Source organism: Halarchaeum nitratireducens, assembly GCF_017874695.1.
GTDB lineage: Archaea > Halobacteriota > Halobacteria > Halobacteriales > Halobacteriaceae > Halarchaeum > Halarchaeum nitratireducens.
The window spans coordinates 115,113-133,374 of the sequence record NZ_JAGIKY010000011.1; the positions used below are offsets into that span (position 1 = coordinate 115,113).

22 protein-coding genes and 2 tRNA genes are annotated in these 18,262 nt (G+C 69.4%); 10 read left to right on the forward strand and 14 right to left on the reverse strand.

All coding sequences use genetic code 11. From position 1 onward, the window contains the following. Window positions 1-4: 4 nt before the first annotated feature. From J2754_RS11530 to J2754_RS11545, 4 genes are all read right to left on the reverse strand, one after another. Complete coding sequence (locus J2754_RS11530) at window positions 5-373, reverse strand: YccF domain-containing protein (RefSeq protein ID WP_211087518.1); 369 nt, start codon at window positions 371-373, stop codon at window positions 5-7. A gap of 52 nt (window positions 374-425) precedes the next feature. After that, window positions 426-623 (reverse strand): XapX domain-containing protein, encoded by a 198-nt coding sequence (locus tag J2754_RS11535; protein ID WP_211087519.1) that lies wholly within the window; start codon window positions 621-623, stop codon window positions 426-428. A 241-nt stretch (window positions 624-864) separates the two neighbouring features. Then, window positions 865-939, reverse strand: a tRNA-Arg gene (locus tag J2754_RS11540). 46 nt (window positions 940-985) lie between these two features. Next, entirely contained in the window at window positions 986-1,135 is a 150-nt protein-coding gene (locus J2754_RS11545) for a hypothetical protein (protein ID WP_188876268.1), read from the reverse strand. Window positions 1,136-1,234: 99 nt separating this feature from the next. On the opposite strand from J2754_RS11545, the gene J2754_RS11550 reads away from it, so the two are divergent. Both J2754_RS11550 and J2754_RS11555 read left to right on the forward strand, forming a co-directional pair. Further along, entirely contained in the window at window positions 1,235-2,161 is a 927-nt protein-coding gene (locus J2754_RS11550; protein ID WP_188876267.1) for a cell division protein CdpA domain-containing protein, read from the forward strand. Window positions 2,162-2,227: 66 nt separating this feature from the next. Beyond that, window positions 2,228-3,247 (forward strand): disk-shape morphogenesis protein volactin, encoded by a 1,020-nt coding sequence (locus tag J2754_RS11555; protein ID WP_188876266.1) that lies wholly within the window; start codon window positions 2,228-2,230, stop codon window positions 3,245-3,247. Between the two features lie 4 nt (window positions 3,248-3,251). Here J2754_RS11555 and J2754_RS11560 read toward each other — a convergent pair whose 3' ends face one another. From J2754_RS11560 to J2754_RS11570, 3 genes are all read right to left on the reverse strand, one after another. Then, entirely contained in the window at window positions 3,252-3,494 is a 243-nt protein-coding gene (locus J2754_RS11560; protein WP_188876265.1) for a hypothetical protein, read from the reverse strand. A 1-nt stretch (window position 3,495) separates the two neighbouring features. Further along, window positions 3,496-4,023 (reverse strand): hypothetical protein, encoded by a 528-nt coding sequence (locus tag J2754_RS11565; protein ID WP_188876264.1) that lies wholly within the window; start codon window positions 4,021-4,023, stop codon window positions 3,496-3,498. A gap of 264 nt (window positions 4,024-4,287) precedes the next feature. Further along, complete coding sequence (locus J2754_RS11570; RefSeq protein ID WP_211087520.1) at window positions 4,288-5,391, reverse strand: aminopeptidase; 1,104 nt, start codon at window positions 5,389-5,391, stop codon at window positions 4,288-4,290. A 76-nt stretch (window positions 5,392-5,467) separates the two neighbouring features. On the opposite strand from J2754_RS11570, the gene J2754_RS11575 reads away from it, so the two are divergent. Beyond that, window positions 5,468-6,514: a threonine aldolase family protein gene (locus tag J2754_RS11575; RefSeq protein WP_245332996.1), complete on the forward strand. Its 1,047-nt coding sequence runs from the start codon at window positions 5,468-5,470 to the stop codon at window positions 6,512-6,514. Here the strand turns inward: J2754_RS11575 and J2754_RS16480 are convergent. Further along, window positions 6,511-6,639, reverse strand: coding sequence for a DUF7859 family protein (locus tag J2754_RS16480; protein ID WP_268238644.1), 129 nt, complete (start codon window positions 6,637-6,639; stop codon window positions 6,511-6,513). The genes J2754_RS11575 and J2754_RS16480 overlap by 4 nt on opposite strands. A gap of 146 nt (window positions 6,640-6,785) precedes the next feature. After that, on the reverse strand, window positions 6,786-7,301 hold the full coding sequence (locus tag J2754_RS11580) for a metallophosphoesterase (RefSeq protein WP_211087521.1): 516 nt from the start codon (window positions 7,299-7,301) through the stop codon (window positions 6,786-6,788). 81 nt (window positions 7,302-7,382) lie between these two features. On the opposite strand from J2754_RS11580, the gene J2754_RS11585 reads away from it, so the two are divergent. Both J2754_RS11585 and J2754_RS11590 read left to right on the forward strand, forming a co-directional pair. Beyond that, complete coding sequence (locus J2754_RS11585; protein WP_211087522.1) at window positions 7,383-8,348, forward strand: cation diffusion facilitator family transporter; 966 nt, start codon at window positions 7,383-7,385, stop codon at window positions 8,346-8,348. Window positions 8,349-8,394: 46 nt separating this feature from the next. Continuing rightward, the gene (locus J2754_RS11590) at window positions 8,395-10,896 is read left to right on the forward strand and encodes a DEAD/DEAH box helicase (RefSeq protein WP_211087523.1); all 2,502 of its coding nucleotides are present in this window, start codon (window positions 8,395-8,397) and stop codon (window positions 10,894-10,896) included. A gap of 22 nt (window positions 10,897-10,918) precedes the next feature. Here J2754_RS11590 and J2754_RS11595 read toward each other — a convergent pair whose 3' ends face one another. Both J2754_RS11595 and J2754_RS11600 read right to left on the reverse strand, forming a co-directional pair. Next, on the reverse strand, window positions 10,919-11,311 hold the full coding sequence (locus J2754_RS11595; protein WP_211087524.1) for a universal stress protein: 393 nt from the start codon (window positions 11,309-11,311) through the stop codon (window positions 10,919-10,921). A gap of 32 nt (window positions 11,312-11,343) precedes the next feature. Then, window positions 11,344-12,063 (reverse strand): Sjogren's syndrome/scleroderma autoantigen 1 family protein, encoded by a 720-nt coding sequence (locus J2754_RS11600; RefSeq protein WP_211087525.1) that lies wholly within the window; start codon window positions 12,061-12,063, stop codon window positions 11,344-11,346. 99 nt (window positions 12,064-12,162) lie between these two features. On the opposite strand from J2754_RS11600, the gene mdh reads away from it, so the two are divergent. Then, a complete protein-coding gene (mdh, locus tag J2754_RS11605) occupies window positions 12,163-13,077 on the forward strand; it encodes a malate dehydrogenase (RefSeq protein WP_211087526.1) in 915 nt (304 codons plus the stop codon). Window positions 13,078-13,252: 175 nt separating this feature from the next. Here mdh and J2754_RS11610 read toward each other — a convergent pair whose 3' ends face one another. Together J2754_RS11610 and J2754_RS11615 are read right to left on the reverse strand one after the other, a co-directional pair. Then, a complete protein-coding gene (locus J2754_RS11610; RefSeq protein WP_188876255.1) occupies window positions 13,253-13,498 on the reverse strand; it encodes a ferredoxin in 246 nt (81 codons plus the stop codon). Between the two features lie 38 nt (window positions 13,499-13,536). Continuing rightward, on the reverse strand, window positions 13,537-13,740 hold the full coding sequence (locus tag J2754_RS11615) for a hypothetical protein (protein WP_188876254.1): 204 nt from the start codon (window positions 13,738-13,740) through the stop codon (window positions 13,537-13,539). 91 nt (window positions 13,741-13,831) lie between these two features. Here J2754_RS11615 and J2754_RS11620 point away from each other — a divergent pair, with 91 nt between their 5' ends. From J2754_RS11620 to J2754_RS11630, 3 genes are all read left to right on the forward strand, one after another. Further along, on the forward strand, window positions 13,832-16,099 hold the full coding sequence (locus tag J2754_RS11620) for an ATP-dependent DNA helicase (protein ID WP_211087527.1): 2,268 nt from the start codon (window positions 13,832-13,834) through the stop codon (window positions 16,097-16,099). Further along, window positions 16,096-16,608: a KEOPS complex subunit Cgi121 gene (gene cgi121, locus J2754_RS11625; protein WP_211087528.1), complete on the forward strand. Its 513-nt coding sequence runs from the start codon at window positions 16,096-16,098 to the stop codon at window positions 16,606-16,608. The genes J2754_RS11620 and cgi121 overlap by 4 nt, the downstream gene beginning before the upstream one ends. Window positions 16,609-16,682: 74 nt before the next feature. Next, window positions 16,683-17,030 carry a DUF5789 family protein gene (locus J2754_RS11630; RefSeq protein ID WP_211087529.1) on the forward strand — a complete coding sequence of 116 codons (348 nt, stop codon included), beginning with the start codon at window positions 16,683-16,685 and terminating at the stop codon, window positions 17,028-17,030. A 129-nt stretch (window positions 17,031-17,159) separates the two neighbouring features. On the opposite strand, the gene J2754_RS11635 is transcribed toward J2754_RS11630, so the two are convergent. Beyond that, window positions 17,160-17,232: transfer RNA gene (locus J2754_RS11635), tRNA-Gln, on the reverse strand. Between the two features lie 171 nt (window positions 17,233-17,403). On the opposite strand from J2754_RS11635, the gene J2754_RS11640 reads away from it, so the two are divergent. Beyond that, window positions 17,404-17,985 (forward strand): IMP cyclohydrolase, encoded by a 582-nt coding sequence (locus J2754_RS11640; protein WP_211087530.1) that lies wholly within the window; start codon window positions 17,404-17,406, stop codon window positions 17,983-17,985. The last annotated feature ends 277 nt before the right edge of the window (window positions 17,986-18,262 follow it).

The window sequence follows — 18,262 nt, forward strand, 5'->3', positions numbered from 1 at the left end:
GGCGTCAGAGCCGGTAGAGCGAGGTGACGTAGGGGAGGCGGTGGAACATCCAGATGGCGACGGGGAGGCCGACGATCGTGACCGCGAAGAACGCCGCGAGGTTGGCCCAGAGGAAACTCGCCCACCAGCCGACGAGGACGAAGTAGACGGCGCGCAGCGCGAGGCCGTGCTGGCTGCCGCCGTCGGCGTCGAGGTCGCGGGGTTCCTGCAGCGTCAGCGCGGTCGGGACGAGGTTGATGAGCGCGATCCCGATGGGGATGCCGACGATGGTGGCGTTGCAGAACCACGCGATGTTCACGAGGGCGGGCGTCGCCCACCAGCCGACGGCGACGAACCAGAGCGCGCGGGTGAGGAGAGAACGCTGTTCGGACATGGGTGAACGAAGGCGCGACGGGGTGAAAAGCCTCGCTACCGCTTCGCTGCGGTCAGCCGAGGCCGAGCCAACTCAGGAGGTCGAAGCCGACTCCGGTAGCCTCAACGATACGGTAGCCGACGTAGATGCCGACGATGCCGACGATACCCGGGAGCGACGGCGGCGCGGGGAGCGGGACGCGGAGACCGGCGAAGACGAAGCCGGTCGCGATACCGACGATGAGGGCCGCGAGGACGTGGGTCGTGTTCATGCGCGACGCCACGGGGAGCGCGGTGAAAAGGACGCCGAAGCGCGGGATGGGGAGATGGGAAAGTGAACGACGGAGGCGGCGCGTGGTGGGGCGTGGTGAGGCAGTGGAACGCGTACTCGCGCGAAGTGCGAGTTTCACCGGTCACCGGAGGCGACCGGGAGTTTTTCTCCCGTGTTTTTGCGAGGAGTGGTTCCCGCAGCGAACGCAGTGAGCGAGGAAACCCGACGAGGAAAAAGACGGACGGGCACGGAGGGATTCGAACCCCCGCGCTTCTGGTTAGAAGCCAGACGCTCTGTCCGAACTGAGCTACGTGCCCCACCGTCCCCTATCGCGGTGAGGGCAAAAGGCGTTCGGGACGCGGCTCACAGGAGCTCCGCGACGGTATCGAAGTTCCCGCGGCAGAACGGACAGCGGTAGGTCGTCCGGATGCCGTCGGATCGGGGGACGGTTCGGGCTCGGATCTCGTCTCGCTCGATACCGCGCTCACAGTTCGGACACGCGAGGGGCGACATGTGGTACACAATAACACACAAGGTCTTAAATCATGCGCCCGTGTCGCTCGCGGGGTACGCTGGCGAACAGTCTTAACGCAGGCTGCTAGACGTGTGTGCATGGAGAGTGAGACGACCGAGCGGGTGACGGACGGACTCGTCCGGGTGTACCGTCGGTATCTCGGCGAACCGGAGCGGCTGGTGGACGTCTACGTCGGGTTCGGGCTGTTCTTCGCGGGCGCGACGCTCGGCGTTCTCGGCGCGGTCGTGTTCGGGTGGTCCTCGACGATCCCGGCGAGCGTGCACTTCCACTGGCAGCTACGCGAGGTCGCGGGCACGCTCGCGCTCGTCGGCCTCCCGGCGTTCCTCCTCAGCATCCCCGTGTTGCTCCCGGTCGACCGGCGGGCGATGTACGCCGCGGGACTCGGCGCCGTCGTCTGCCTCGGCGGCGTCGGCGTCTTCGTGGCGAGCTACCCCCAACACTGGAACGTGCAGGGGACGGCGGACTACAGCACGCTCGGCGTCTTCGTCTACTCTGCCGGCCTCGTCGTGCTCGTCGGCGCGGGCGGCGCGGGTCTCGTCACCGACCGGATCGAGCGCGCCCGACAGTCGGCGAGCACCGCGACGGGCGCGGGGAGCGCCGGCGGCGACGGCACGACCACCGGGGACGCGGAGACGGTCAGCGACGAGCAGGTCGAACGCGACATCGAGGACGCGATGTCCGGCTCGGAGCTCTCGTGGGGCGGCGTCGAGAAGACGAGTACGACGCGACTGAACCTCAGCGCCGGCGGCGACGACGAGGCGGAGGTCGAGCGCTCGAACCTCACGCCCGACAACGCGAACGTCTCGCGGAGCACGAGCGCGGACGATCAGGTCGCGGCCCTGCAGAAGCTCCGCGGGAACGAGGAGCCGGCGGAGGAGACCGGCGAGGGCGCGGACGATCAGGTCGCGGCGCTCCAAGAGCTCCGGAAGAAACAGCAGGCGGAGGAGGTCGCAACCGCGGACGACGGAGTCGTCGAGCGCGTCAAGTCCCTCTTCGGGCGCTGAGACGGCCCGTGGGGACGAGAACCGGGCGAGCCATAGCTTTAAGATCGGCGATTTCGACCAACAACCATGGCGAAAGGCCTCGACGTCGGTACGATGAACCTCATCTCCGCGCGACAGGAGGGCGCGGAGACGGTGTTCGTCCAACAGCGCAACTCGTTCGTCGAACTCGACTACAGCGACATGGCCGATCAGATGCTCTCGCGCAGCGACGTCCTCCACATCAAGAAGGGGGATAAGGTGTACGTCGTCGGCGACGACGCCCTGAACTTCGCGAACATCTTCAACCGCGAGACGCGACGGCCGATGAAGGCGGGCATCCTCTCCTCCGACGAGAAGTCCGCCATCCCGATGATCAAGCTCATCCTCCAGCAGGTCGTCGACGAGCCCCAACACCCCGGCGAGCGCCTCTTCTTCTCGACGCCCGCCGACCCCATCGACTCCGATCTCTCCACGCTCTACCACCAGAAGACCCTCGAATCCATCCTCTCGGACATGGGGTACGACCCCGAACCGATCAACGAGGGGATGGCCGTCATCTACAGCGAGCTCGCCGACAACGACTTCACCGGTCTCGGTATCAGCTTCGGCGCGGGGATGACGAACGTCTGTCTCTCCTACTACGCGGTGCCGGTCATGCGCTTCTCCATCGCCCGCGGGGGCGACTGGATCGACGAGCAGGCCGCGCGCGCCACCGGGACGCCCGTCGATAAGGTCACGACGACGAAGGAGGACGACTTCCGCCTCGACTTCACGAGCGACGTCGGCGGCATCGAGGGCGCGCTCGGCATCTACTACGAGAACCTCCTCGACTACGTCGTCGAGAACGTCGTCGAGGAAGTCGACGAGGAGGACGTCGAGGAGGGCCTCGACGTGCCCGTCGTCGTCACCGGTGGCACCGCGAGCCCCGACGGCTTCGAGGGGCTCTTCCGCGAGCGCCTCCGCGAGGCCGACATCCCCTTCTCCGTCAGCGGCGTTCGGCGCGCCCGCGAACCCCTCTACAGCGTCGCTCGCGGCGCGCTCGTCGCCGCCCGCTCCGAGGAGGGCGAACGCGAGTCCGAAGAGGCCGAAGCGACCCCCGAAGAGTAACGAGTTACGCCGTCCCGTCGTCCGCGCCGTCGCTATCGGTCGTATCGCCACTGCCACCGCGACGATAGCGCCGCAGGATCGACGCCCACGACTCCTCGTCAGCGCGTTCGGGCGGCGAGTGATCGGCCGGGACGTCCGCGTATCCGCAGTCCTCGCAGACGACGGCGCGTTTCCCTTCGAAGACGAACGTCTCGAGGTCACCGCCACAGCGCGGACACGTCGACCCCTCCTCGCGGGTGTCGGCCATCTCAGCGGTAGTGTTTGAACAGGAGCGCGCGCACGTCGTCGCGGGTCCGCGCGTGCGCCGTCGACCCGTCCGGCAGCGTCACCCGGTATTTCCCGTCGCTCGAATCGACTTCCTCCCACGCGTCGTCGTGCTCCTCCAAGAGCTCCATCATCTGTCGCAGAGGGCTCTCCGAGCCGGACGGCGAGGGCGACGGATCGGTGCGGGTCGTCGAATCCGCGTCGTCGCTCGTCGCGTCGGCGTCGCGGCGCACCGTCTCGACGGTCGTGCTCCCGGCCGACGTATCGACCGTGTCCGATCCCGCGGCGGCCGGCTCCCCGCTCGACCCATCGGGTTCGCCCGCGTCCGCATCGCCGTTCGCGTCCGGGACGAGGGCGTCCGCCGGCCGGGTCGCCTCGTGGCGGTCGATGAGGTATTGGAGCGCGTCGCGCGGCCGCATCGCCCCGTAGCCGTCGAGGTACTCGTCGGCGAGCGCCTCGCGCAGCTCCTCGATGTACTCGGCCTGCGACGCCCCGATGTCGAGTTCCGGCATACCCGCACGGGGGCGACGCGGCTCCAAATAACTAGGCGTCACCGGGCCCATCGCGCCCTCGTTTAAGTACTTCCCGTCACAACTAGTAGATACGAAGAGCTTCTGCGGGACGTCGACCGTTGAGCGGCGGCGCCGTGTGCTCGCGGATCGCTATCCCTCCACGATCGGTGGGTCGTAATGCCCCCGCGTCGCTCGGGCGTCGCGTTGGTCCTCGCGCCTCCGACCGGTCGGCGCTCGATAGTCGGCGACTCCTCCGGAATCACCCTATTCCTCGAACCCGTCCTCGAACCGGAACGTCCCGTCGCGCTGGACGACCTCGCCGTCGACCTCGATGCGCGAGTCCTCGCTCATGTCGACGATCATGTCGACGTGGACGGCGGACTCGTTCGGTTCGCGGCCCTCGGGGACACAGTCGTCGTAGGCCATCCCGACGGCGAGGTGGACGGTGTCGCCCATCTTCTCGTCGAAGAGCATGTTGTAGGTGAACCGGTCGATGTCGCGGTTCATCCCGATCCCGAGTTCGCCGAGGGAGCGCGCGCCCTCGTCGGTGTCGAGGACGTCGCCGAGGACCTCGGCGTTCCGGTCGGCGTCGTACTCGACCACCCGCCCGTCCTCGAACGTCAGGCGGGCGTTCTCGATCTCGTGGCTCTGGTGGTAGAGCGGGAGGTCGAAGCGGACCTCGCCCTCGACGCTGTCCGGGACGGGCGCGGTGAACACCTCGCCGCCGGGGAGGTTGTGTTCGCCGTGGTCGTTGAGCGTCCGCATCCCCGCGACGCTCATCGTGAGATCCGTCTCGTCGCCGGAGACGATGCGCACCTCGTCGGCGGGATCGAGGATCTCGACCATCTGCTGTTGGTGTGCGCGCTGGGCCTCCCAGTCCTTGTCGACGGCGTTCCAGACGAAGTCCTCGTAGGCCTCGGTGCTCATGTCGGCGAGCTGGGCGTTCGCCGGCGTCGGATACTGCGTGAGACACCAGCGCGTATCGAGGAGTTCCGAGCGGGCGGGGGCGTAGGCGCGCTGGTAGGCCGCCTGCGCGTCGCCTTCCACGTCGCGCATCTCGGTGACGTTCTCGTCGCCGCGCACGCGGATCGCGGCGTCGGTGCGCTCGTAGAGCGCGGTGAGGTGGTCGGGTTCGTCGAGGTCGTCCTGATCGACGTTGCGGAGGTAGGCGCGCTCGGCGCGCGGACTCCCGAAGCGGCCGTTCGAGAGCGACACGGGGTGTGCGCCGCGCTCCGCGAGCAGTTCGTAGACGGCGACGGCGAAGTCCTCGGCGGCGGGCGGGGCGGTGACGACGACGCGGTCGCCCGCTTCGATGTCCGTGGAGTGCTCGACGACGATCTCGGCGTGTCTCCGAACGCGCGGGTCCATATCGATGCCACGGCGAGGCGACCCAAACCGCTTGCGGAGGGGGCGGTGTTTTGGGCGACGGGCGACGAGGGGGCGTATGAGCGAGCGCGAGATGGGAGGAGAGCGGATCGACCTCCGCAGCGATACCGTGACGATGCCGAGCGACCGGATGCGCGCGGCGGCGGCCGACGCCCCGGTCGGCGACGACGTGTACGGTGAGGATCCGAGCGTGAACGACCTCGAAGCGACGGCCGCAGAGCGCCTCGGAACGGACGCGGCGCTCTACGTCCCTTCGGGAACGATGGCGAATCAGACGGCCGCGCGCGTCCACACCGAGCGCGGCCAGGAGGCCATCGTGGAGGCCGAGAGCCACGTCGTGCGCTACGAGAACGCCGGGTTCGCCCAACACGGCGGCCTCCAGACGCGCCCGATCGACGCGGGCGACGGCGCCGTCCCGAGCGCCGCGCAGGTCGCCGACGCGTTCGTCGCGGACGACCTCCACCGCCCCGGGACGGGCCTGCTCTGCCTAGAGAACACCCACAACGCGAAGGGCGGGCTGGTCGCCGCCCCCGACGCGATCGAGGCCGCCGCGGAGGCGGCGCACGAGCGCGGCGTGCCCGTCCACCTCGACGGTGCACGCCTCGCCAACGCGGCCGTCGCCGCCGACGAACCGCTCGCCGCGTTCACGACGCACGTCGACTCGGTGAGCCTCTGTCTCTCGAAGGGACTGGGCGCGCCGATCGGCACGGTGCTCGCCGGGAGCGAGGCGTTCGTCGAGCGGGCGCGCGGCGTCCGCAAGCTCCTCGGTGGCGGGATGCGCCAAGCGGGGCTGATCGCCGCGCCCGCCCGGATCGCGCTGACGGAGAACGTCGAGCGCCTCGCGGACGACCACGCGAACGCGGCGCGCCTCGCGGCCGGTCTCGACGGTCTCAGCGGCCTGCGCGCGGCGACGCCGGAGACGAACATCGTGCTCGTGGACACGACCGCGGCCGCCGTCGACGCTGAGACGTTCGTCGAGCGGTGCGCCGACGTCGGCGTGCTCGGGGGCGCGATGGACGCGGAGACCGTGCGCTTTTGCACGCACCTCGGGATCGAACGCGCGGACGTCGAGGCGGCGCTGACGCGGATCGCGGCGGTCGTCTAGCGCTCGCGCTGGCCCTCGCGGAAGCTCAGGAGCGTCCGGCGGAGGAGGAGGTAACAGAAGAAGAAGAACCCGAGGACGAGCACGAGGAGGGCGTAGAACACCGGATCGCCGGGGAGGCCGAGCATACGCGTGGTGTGCGTCGCGGGCGACAAAGCGGTTTCGCCGCCGCCGGGAGAGCGATGAGTGAAAGACGCGTTTGAGCCTGGGGGAGGCCCTTGCCGGGTGCCCTCGAAAGGGGTGGTACGGGCGCGACGGGCGTCGCGTCCGCCCGCTAGTTTCGGCCCTCCACCCGGAACGAGTCGAGAACGCTCCCCTCGCGGTCGCGGATCTCGCCCGCGAGGCCGCCCGCGTCGGGCGTGAGCACCGCGTGCGACGCGGGGTTTCCCCGTGGGTCCGCGTGACTTCCTGGATTCAGTAACGTGCAGTGCTCGGTCTCGGTGACGGTCGGGCGGTGCGTGTGCCCGGAGACGACGAGGTCGGCGCCGCGCTCGCGCCCGAACATGGCGAGGGCGGTCGGCCCGCCGCGCCGGCGGTGGGTGAGCGCGACGCGGACGCCCGCGAGGTCGACGGTCCGGGCCTCGGGGAGGCGTTCGCGGACGGCGTCGACGTCCCTGTTGCCGTGGACGGCGTGGAGGCGGTCGGCGGCGTCGTGGAAGGCGTCGAGGGCCGCCGCGGTCGTGAAGTCGCCCGCGTGGAGCACGGCGTCCGCGCCGTCGACGGCGTCGTGGGCCGCGCCCGCGAGTTCGTGACCGGTCCGGCTGTGCGTGTCGCTGAGGACGGCGAACATACCCGGGAGTTCGGGCGGGGGAGAGAAAGATGCGGCGACGCGGCGGGTGCTTTTAGGTGGCGGCCGCTCCTCGTTCCGTCAATGGCGAGTTCGAAGCGAGTCGTGATCGCGGCGGGCGTCGCGAACGGCGCCATCGCGATCATGAAGTTCCTCGGCTTTCTGCTGACCGGGAGCCCAGCGATGCTCTCGGAGACGTATCACTCCATCTCCGATACGGGGAATCAGGTCTTCTTGCTCATCGGCCTCCGGTACAGCGGTCGGGAGGCCGACCGCACCCACCCCTTCGGATACGGGAAAGCGCAGTTCTTCTACAGCTTCCTCGTGAGCGTCCTCCTCTTCGGCATCGCGGGCTGGATGTCGCTCACGCACGGCTACGAGGCGATCGTCCACGGCCACGCGAGCGCGCTCCACGGGCAAGTCGAGGTGTTGGGCGCGAGCTTCCGCGCGGTCTACGTCAACTACGTCGTGCTCGTCGGCGCGTTCTGTTTCGAGACCTACGCGCTCGTCACCGCCTACCGCGGGATGCGGATCGACATGGACGAGCACGGCTGGACGAGCTTCGTCGAGGCGTTCAAGAAGACGAGCAACATCACGACGCTCACCGCGTTCACCGAGGACACCGTCGCGGTCAGCGGCATCGTTCTCGCGTTCCTCGGCGTCTTCCTCACCGACTACACCGGGAACCCGCTCTGGGACGGCCTCGCGGCGCTCTGCATCGGCCTCCTGCTGATGGGGTTCGCGCTCGCGCTCGCGTGGGAGAACAAGCGCCTCCTGCTCGGGGAGTCCCTCCAGAAGAACGAGGAGGACGAACTGCGCGGGACGGTCGCGGGCTGGGAGGGCGTCACCGGCATCGTGGACTTCCGCACCGTCTACTTCGGGCCGGATCGCGTGCTCGTCGCCGCCGACATCGCGTTCGACGAGGGCCTCGATACCCGCGAGGTGGACGAGCGCATCACCGCGATCGAGGACGCGCTCGTCGAGCAGAACCCGAGCGTCCGGAAGGTCTACATCGAACCCGAGACGGCCGGAAGCGCTGGTGGGGACTGAGCGCGCGGAAACGCTTAACCGAGCGAGCGACCAACTACCGACGACAATGGCGGCTACCGACGCGGACCCGGAGCAGTCGTACGTCGAGCATCCGCTGCTCGCCGAGGGGTTCCTCGAGGACCGCCGCTATCAGAGCGAGCTCGTCGAGACCGCCGTCGGCGATCACACCCTCGTCTGCCTCCCGACCGGCCTCGGGAAGACGACGGTGAGCCTCCGCGTCACCGCCGAACGCCTCCGCGACGACGTCGGCGCGAAGAGCCTCCTGCTCGCGCCGACGAAACCGCTCGTCGAGCAGCACGCCGCCTTCTACCGGGAGGCCCTCCAGATCCCCGACGACGAGATCGTCGTCTTCACGGGCGACGTCCGCCCGGACGACCGGGCGGAGCTCTGGGGGTCCGCGCGCGTCGTCATCGCCACGCCGCAGGTCGTGGAGAACGACCTCGTCGGGGGGCGGATCGACCTCCGCGACGTCGTCCACGTCACCTTCGACGAGTGCCACCGCGCGAGCGGCGACTACGCGTACGTCTACATCGCCGAGCGCTACCACGCGGACGCCGCCGATCCGCTCGTCACCGGAATGAGCGCCTCGCCCGGCGGCGACGAGGAGGAGATCCTCTCCGTCTGCGCGAACCTCGGCGTCAGCGAGGTCGCCGTGATGACGGAGGACGACGCGGACGTCGCCGACTACACCCACGACACGGACGTCGAGTGGGAGCGCATCGAGCTCCCCGATGCGGTCCTCGAGATCCGGGACTCGCTGAACGACGTCATCACCGAGCGACTGGAGGCGCTCAAGGAGCTCGGCGTGACGCGCTCGACGCAGCCCGACATGTCTCAGAAGGACCTCAACCGGATGCGGGGGAAGCTCCGCGAGCTCATCGACAACGACCAGTCGGAGGGGTACGAGGGGATGAGCCTCCACGCGGAGGTGATGAAGCTCCGGCGCGCCGTCGAGCTCGTCGAGACGCAGAGCGTCGAATCCGTGCGGCGGTACTTCGAGCGACAGAAGAACGCCGCGCGTTCCTCCGGGGCGTCGAAGGCCTCCCAGCGCCTCGTGAGCGAACCGCGCGTCAAGGAGGCGATGCGACGCGCCGAGGCGTTCGACGGGCTCCACCCGAAGTTCCGGCGCGTCCGGATGCTCCTCGCCGAGACGCTCGGCATCGAGGGGGGCGAGCGCGTCATCGTCTTCACGGAGTCGCGCGACACCGCCGAAGCGCTCACCGAGTTCCTCGGGAACCACTTCGACGCCAGACGCTTCGTCGGGCAGGGCGACAAGGAGGGGTCCGACGGCATGACCCAAACGGAGCAGGGGGAGGTCTTGGACGCGTTCAAGTCCGGGGAGTTCGAGGTGCTCGTCTCGACGAGCGTCGCCGAGGAGGGCCTCGACGTCCCGGAGGTCGATCTCGTCTGCTTCTTCGAGCCCGTCCCGACCGCGATCCGCTCCGTCCAGCGGAAGGGCCGAACGGGCCGACAGGCCGAGGGGCGCGTCGTCGTGCTGATGGCGGAGGACACCCGCGACGAGGCGTTCTTCTGGATCTCGCGCCGCCGCGAGGAGGAGATGGAAGAGGAGCTTCGGAGCCTCCAGTCGCTCGCGGACGACTTCGCGGACGAGTTCGGCGGGCAGGAGACGCTCGCGGAGTACGCGGACGGCGACGCGCCCGCGAGCGTCGCGACCGGCGGAGCGGACGGCGGCGACGCGGCCGGCGTCCGGAGTGCCGCGGACGGGCAAGCGGGGCTCACGGACTTCGACGACGGCGCGGGGGAGACGGACGACGCGGGCGAGGAGGGCGGCGAGGCGAACCAAAAGGGGACGGCCGACGGAGCGGACGCCGATGCCGGCGAGGCCAGCGAAGAAGAGGGGGCCGTCGCTCGCGCCGACCCGCCGGCCGAGGAAGACCACGTCGAGGTCGTCGTCGACCAGCGCGAACTGGAGTCGACGATCGCGCGCGACCTCTCGAAGCGCGAGCACGTCGAGACGCGCCTTGAGACGCTCGCGGTCGGCGACTACGTCGTCTCCGATCGGGTCGCGCTCGAACGCAAGAGCGTCGCGGACTTCCTCGATACCCTGCTCGGCGGGGACCGCGACCTCTTCGAGCAGGCCCGCGACCTGGCGCGCCACTACGACCGCCCCGTGCTCATCCTCGAAGGGGGCGACCTCTACGGCGCGCGGAACGTCCACCCGAACGCGATCCGCGGGGCGCTCGCGTCGCTCGCCGTCGACTACGGGCTCAGCGTCCTCCGGACCGAGGACGAGGACGACACCGCGGACATGCTCGACGTGCTCGCGGGACGCGAACAGCTCACCCGCGATCGGGAGGTGTCCGTCCACGGCGAGAAGAGCGCGAAGACGCTCACGGAACAACAGGAGTACGTCGTCTCGTCCATCGCGGACGTCGGCCCCGTGACCGCGCGTGCGCTCCTCTCGCACTTCGGGAGCGTCGAGGCCGTCATGACCGCGGACGAGGAGACGCTGCTGGAGGCCGACGGCGTCGGCGAAGTGACGGCCGAACGCGTCCGCGAGGTCGTCGCGGGCGACTATCGGCCCTGACGGTGAGGCGACCGGACCCGGATTAAGGAACGACGGTCACGGGGACGCGCTCGGCGTCCATCACCGTCTCCGTCACGCTCCCGAGGATGGCGCGCTCGACCGTCCCCGCGCCGTGGTGTCCCATCACGACGTGATCGTACCCCTCGTCCGCCACGAGCGAGAGGATGTCCTCGCCGATACGGTTCGACGGCCGGAAGTCGAGGCCGATGTCCGTTCTGACGTCCGGGTCGTCCTCGACTCCGTGGGCGTCTAAGACGTCGCGGGCGCGGCGGATGGTCTCCTCCGTCGCCTCGTCGCGCGAGTCCGTGATGTGGACGACGTGGAGCGTCGCGTCGAAGTCGGTCGCCATCTCCGCGGCGAACGCGAGGGCGCGGAAGCTACAGTCGGAGCCGTCGACTGGGACGAGAATCTTCACACCGTCACGTCGCCTGCCGGCGTGTTAAACTTTCAGCGGAGCGCGTCGAGCGCCTCGGCGGCCTCGCGGGCGGCCTCGGCGAGCTCGCGGGCACGCCGCGGATCGTCGGCCGCCGCGGCGCGCTCCGCGAGGCGTGCCACGCTCCGCGAGAGCGCCGCGCGGGCCGCCGGGACGTCGCCGGACGCGTCCCCCGACGGATCGGTCCCGTGGGCGATGCCGTCGTCCCGTACGCGATCCGGCGCGGCAGGGCCGGTCGTCGCGCCGTTCTCGGCGGGTTCCGCGCGGGCGTCGTGCGTGTGGGTTTCCGGGGCCTCGGCCTCGACGTCGGCGACGTTCGTCACGGACGTCGTGGGAGGTCCGGTCGACGGCCGCGACGCGCCGTCGTCGATCGCGGTCGCCGCATCCTCGTCGCTCGCGTCGGCAGCGGCTGTCGCATCCGCGTCGGTGGGAGTCTCGTCAGCGTGCGCGGCCGTCGGCGACGCCCCCGCGTCGGTGTTCGCTCCCGCCTCCGTCGCGCCCGCGTCGGGTTCGCCCTCGGCCTGGCAGGTCGGACAGAACTCCCGGCCCTCGTGGCGAAAGAGCGGGTTCCCGCAGCGATCGCAGTGCTTGTTCGTCATCGTCGCGCCCTGCAAGAGCAGCTCGCTCATCCGGCCGGTGCGCTCGCGGTCCTCCGCGTCGCGGGCGTACTTCTCGCGGAGTTCGCGCTTCTGGGCCTCCCGATCGAACCCCTCGGGGTCGTCGCGGTCGCTCATACCCACAGGGAGGGCGTGCGCGCCGAAAAGAGTTGGTGCCGACCTCGACGACCGGTGGCGGTACGCTTAACGGACTCCTCCGCATCCGATATACCTGTCATGACGAAAGTGAGCATCGTCGGTGCGGCGGGGACGGTCGGCGCGGCGGCGGGCTACAGCCTCGCGCTTCGGGACGTCGTGGACGAACTCGTGTTCGTCGATATCCCCGATCAGGAAGACGTGACGGTCGGACAGGCAGCGGACGCGAACCACGGGATCGCGTACGACTCGAACACGGTGGTGACGCAGGGCGACTACGCGGACACCGCGGGCTCCGACGTCGTCGTCATCACCGCGGGCATCCCGCGCGAGCCCGGCCAGTCGCGGCTCGACCTCGCGGGCGACAACGCGCCGATCATGGCCGACATCGGCGACTCGCTCGCCGAGTACAACGACGATTTCGTCACCGTCACCACCTCGAATCCGGTCGACCTGCTCAACCGCCACCTCTACGAGACGGGCGAGCGCGATCGCTCGAAGGTGATCGGCTTCGGCGGGCGCCTCGACTCCGCGCGCTTCCGCTACGTCCTCAGTGAACGCTTCGAGACGCCCATGCGGAACGTCGAGGCGACCATCCTCGGCGAGCACGGCGACGCGCAGGTCCCCGTCTTCTCGAAGGTTCGAGTCGACGGCCGCGACCCGCACTTCAGCGACGACCAGAAGGAGGCCATCCTCGACGAGCTCCAGCGCTCCGCGATGGACGTCATCGAGCGCAAGGGCGCGACGCAGTGGGGGCCCGCGACCGGCGTCGCCCACACCGTCGAGGCCATCGTGCGCGACACCGGTGAGGTGCTGCCCGCGAGCGTGGTCCTCGACGGCGAGTTCGGCCACAGCGACACCGCGCTCGGCGTCCCCGTCAAGCTCGGCGCCGACGGGGTCGAGGAGATCGTCGAGTGGGACCTCACCGAGTACGAGCGCGACCAGCTCGGCGAGGCCGCGGAGAAGCTCTCCGACCAGTACGCGGACCTCGTCTAAGCGGAGCGCTCGGGACGGCACGACGCGTCCCTCGCTCCGCCGTTCACGTCGCCCGATTCGGTCGTGCCCTCACGCTCGTCCGCCACCGGCCAGTCGAGGACCTCCTCCCAAGCGTGACACATGGTATCGTGACGAGTGGGGGGACGCGGGCCGGGATCAAAAGCGTTGTGCGGGCTCAGACGATCTGCTCGCCGTCGTCGTCGTACACGCTGATCGCGTCGACCGGGCAAGCGCGGGCCGCGAACTTCGCGTCGAGTTCGGCGTCCTCGGGCACGTCGCGGGCGTAGACGCCGCCCTCCACGTTCTCGCCGTCGACGAGGACGGCCTTCCCGGTGTCGCGGTCCTCTTCGAAGCCCGCCTCCCACTCCACGACGCACTGGAACATCCCGATACAGGCGTCCCGGTCGAACTCGATGCGCATACGCGTGGGGTGGGACGGCGCGCGTTTAGCGCTGGTGGTCAGGGGCGCTCGTCGACGTGGTGGACCGCGCTCGGGGAGATCAGTCTGCCGGAGGGAAGTTCGACCCAGCCGTTCGCCCCGATCCGGACCGGCCCCTCGTGGAGGACGTCCTCGCTCTCGCGGTCGGCGTAGACGACCGCGTCGTCGTACTCGCGCTCGAAGGCGTCCCGGATCGGACCCAGCGGGGAGTTCGGGGAGACCATACGCGCCGTCTCGGGGGCGGGCCGGGAAAACGTTCGGGGGCGCGACGGCGGCGACGACAGTTTAAACCCGAGCGGGAGCCTACCTCGGGCAATGAGAGTGACGGAGCTGACCGGGCTCCCCGACGGCGTCCCGGAGCACCTCGAAGGCGAGGGGATCGAGGCGCTCTACCCCCCGCAGGCCGAGGCGGTCGAACGCGGCGTCACCGAGGGCGAGAGCCTCGTGGCGAGCGTGCCGACGGCGAGCGGAAAGACGTTGATCGCGGAGCTGGCGATGCTCGCGGCGGTCGAGCGCGGCGAGAAGGCCCTCTACATCGTTCCGCTGCGCGCGCTCGCCGGCGAGAAGGCGAGCGCGTTCGAGCGCTTCGAGCGCTTCGGTCTCTCCGTCGGCGTCTCCACCGGCAACTACGAGAGCGACGGCGAGCGCCTGGCGAACAACGACGTGATCGTCGCCACCTCCGAGAAGGTCGATTCGCTCGTGCGCAACGGGGCGGCGTGGGTCGATCGACTCGGCTGTGTCGTCGCGGACGAAGTTCACCTCGTCGACGACGCACACCGCGGCCCCACCCTCGAGGTGACGCTGGCGAAGCTCCGTGCGCGCGTCGAGGACCTCCAGACGGTCGCGCTCTCCGCGACCGTCGGGAACGCCGACGAGCTCGCGGCGTGGCTCGACGCCGAACTCGTCGACTCTGACTGGCGGCCCATCGAACTCCGCACCGGCGTCCACTACGGGCAGGCCCTCCACCTCGACGACGGCACCACGAAGGAGCTTCCCGTCGAGCGCGGCGAGAGTCAGACGGCCGCGATCGTCCGCGACACGCTCTATGACGACGGCTCGACGCTCGTCTTCGTCAACTCCCGCCGAAACGCTGAAGGCGCGGCCAAACGCCTCGCGGCCGTCGTCGAGAAGGAGCTCACCGACGACCAGCGTGTCGAGCTCGCGTCGGTCGCCGAAGAGATCCGCGCGGTCAGCGACACCGAGACCTCGGAGACGCTGGCGAGCGCCGTCGAGCGCGGTGCGGCCTTCCACCACGCGGGGCTGGCGAAGGAGCACCGCGAGCTCGTCGAGGGCGCCTTCCGCGACCGACTCGTGCGCACCGTCTGCGCGACGCCGACGCTCGCGGCCGGCGTCAACACGCCCGCCCGCCGCGTCGTCGTCCGCGACTGGCAGCGCTACGACGGCGATGCCGGCGGAATGCAACCCCTCGACGTCCTCGAAGTCCACCAGATGTTCGGACGTGCGGGCCGCCCCGGTCTCGACCCGTACGGCGAGGCGGTACTCGTGACGGACGACCACGACGGGCTCGAAGGGCTGTTCGATAAGTACATCTACGCCGACCCCGAGCCCGTCCGCTCGAAGCTCGCCGCCGAACCCGCGCTCCGGACGCACGTCCTGGCGACCATCGCAACCGGTTTCGCCACGACGCGATCCGAGCTGCTGGAGTTCCTCGACGGAACGCTCTACGCCGAACAGACGGACGAAGCCGGGCGGCTCGCGTCGGTGACCGACGACGTACTCGCGTACCTCGACGCGAACGGGTTCGTCGAGCGCGACGACGACGGCCTCCGCGCGAGCGAGACCGGCCATCTCGTCTCGCGGCTCTACGTCGACCCGATGAGCGCCGCGGAGATGATCCACGGACTCAGGGAGGCCGACGCGGACACGACGCCGCTCGGCTTTTACCACCTCGTCTCTCGAACCCCCGACATGTACGAGCTCTACCTCCGATCGGGCGATCGGGAGACGTACACCGAGATCCTCTACGAGCGAGCGGACGAGATCCCCGGCTCGACGCCCTCCGAGTTCTCCGAGGGGGAGTTCGAGGACTGGCTCGCCGCGCTGAAGACGGCGACGCTCATGGAGGACTGGACGGAGGAGCTCGACGAGGACCGCATCGCCGAGCGCTACGGCGTCGGGCCGGGCGACATCCGCGGAAAGACCGAAACCGCGGAGTGGCTGCTCGGCGCGGCCGAGCGTCTCGCAGGCGAACTCGATCTCGATTGCGTCCGTGCAGTCCGGGACGCCCGCAAGCGCGTCGACTACGGCGTTCGCGAGGAGCTGCTCGATCTCGCCGGGGTACGCGGCGTCGGGCGTAAACGCGCTCGCCGACTCTACCGCGCGGGCGTCGAAGACCGCAGCGGCCTCCGGAACGCCGACAAAGCGACCGTCCTCGGCGCGCTCCGCGGGCGGCGCAAGACCGCCGAATCCGTCCTCGCCGCCGCCGGTCACCCGAACCCCGAGATGGACGACGTGGCGGCGGACCCAGCAGCCGCCCCGGACGCGGACGGCGAGGCGAGCGAACGGAGCGGAGTCGACGCGGAGGAGGGCGACGGGCAGGCCAGTCTCGGTGATTTCGAGTGAGACTCGTCGAAGGCGTCGCCGACGTGGAGGACGTCGAAGCGTTCGTCGAGGCGCTCGGGGAGATCGGCGACGCGAACGACTGTACGGTACAGGCGTTCGACGCCCGATACGTCGCCGGACGCGACCACCTGGCGAGCGCGCTCGACCACGCGGACCGAGCGTTCGAACGCGGGGAGAACGTCGCGCGCGAGCGCGCCGTCGAGGTGCTGTTATACGCGGCCGGTCGCCGACAGATCCGCCGCGCGCTGACGATGGGCGTCGAGGCGGGCGTCTCGCCCGCGGTCGCGCTCGTCGCCGCCGATCCCGGTATCGGTGATCCCGAGGGGGCGGAAGCGGCGAGCGCAAACGCCATCGCCGAACGCCTCGGGCCGGGTGGCGGGTTCGACGCACGCGATGAGGAGCTGATCCGGGAGTTCTTCGAAATCGAGGAGATCGAGCTCGCGGCGACGGACACGTCGCTGGGTGATCTCGTCCGGGAGCGGGTCGCACTCCTCGACGTCGAGAAGTAGGCTACCCGAGCGTGGAACGCGCGGGTGCCATCGGGGCCACTACGTTCTTCCGGGTCGCGTCGATAGTTCCAGATATGGCTGATCCGAACGAGCACGCGTCCGAACGCACGCACGAGCGCGCCGAGCACGTCGAGAGCATCCTCGAGGACACCATCGACGGCCTGGAATATCCGACGAACACCAGTGAGATGAAGGCGGCGTACGGCGATCGCGTGAACGAGCTCCCAAACGAGACGGAGACGCTGGGCGACGTCTTCGACCGACTCGCCCCGGACGAGTACGACACACCACAGGACGCACGCGAGGCGGTACTGGGCGAGCTGACCGGCAGAGCCGGCGGCGAGCACGGGGACGAAAGCGAATACAACCCCGAGCGCGAACTCGACGCGATGGACCGAGAGGAACGCGAGGAATCACCGTAGTACTCGCCCGGAGTCGAGAGCGCGTCGCCTACCGGCCTCCACCCGAAACGGCGCCCGCGTCTGGCTGACGCACGTCAGACGAGAGCCGGGAGGGTAACAAATCCGAGGGTAGACAACGAGAACGGAGTATAGTTCCACCAGGATTCGAACCTGGGTCGAAGCCCCCAGAAGGCTTCAGGATTGGCCGCTACCCCATGGAACTACGCTTCTTACGCCGCACTCGCTCGTAGCCGGTCGACGAATATGAGTCTTGCGGAGCGCACCGACGAGCCCCGCGAGCACATCCCCTACGTGGCGCCCGGCTCGTGGGTCGGTCGCCCGGATGTGCCCACATCGCCATCTATTTGCCCGTGATCTACACACGTTCTCGTGTATGTACGTCGGACGCTTCGTCGTCGTCGGCCCCGGGATCGGGGCGTACCGTGTCTCTTCCCGATCGTTCCCGAACCGTCACGTCACCGCCCGCGAAGACGCACTCACCGTCGGTCCAACGCCGGACGCCCCCGAAACGGACAATCCGTACATCGCCTACAACTGTGTCCGGACCGCCGGAGACACCGACGGCCTCGCGGTCGTCGGCAACGGATCACACGTCGATCCCGTCGCGGAGAAGCTCGACCTCGGCTATCCCCCCCGCGACGCTCTCGTCACCGCGCTGTTCGCGCTCGACTACGAGAAGGACGACTACGATACGCCCCGGATTGCCGGCGTCGTCGACGATGACGAGGCCTACATCGGGACCGTCCGGTCCGACGCGCTCCACGTCAAGCGCGTGACCGAGCCGACGCTCGTCGCAACGTACGAGAAAAACGACCCCGAACCGTACCCGCTGGCCGCGGACACCGCAGACGCCGCCGCTCGCGAAGTGTACGATGCCGACTTCGAGCACACCGTCTGTGCGGCCGCCGCCGAGGTCAATGGGGCGGCCGTGGAGACCGCCTACTACAACGGGTAAACAGCGACGAATCGTCACGATAATCGAACCGGCTTCGACACCCCACGGTACTTCTCGCCCGAAATGTCGACCGAGATGGACAGCGAGCAGTCCGTGAGATAACGGCGTGTCTCTTCATGCACGTACTGAGTACGGCCGTCGAGCGCGACCTCACAGCTACGTGGTTGCTTGCGAGAGGGCTAGAGAGCGCTATGGCTCTCCGGGCAAACGAATACCGAATGAACGAGTCGGCGGAATCCGCCAGCATCCCTCCGACTCTCCGATTATGAATAGCGAG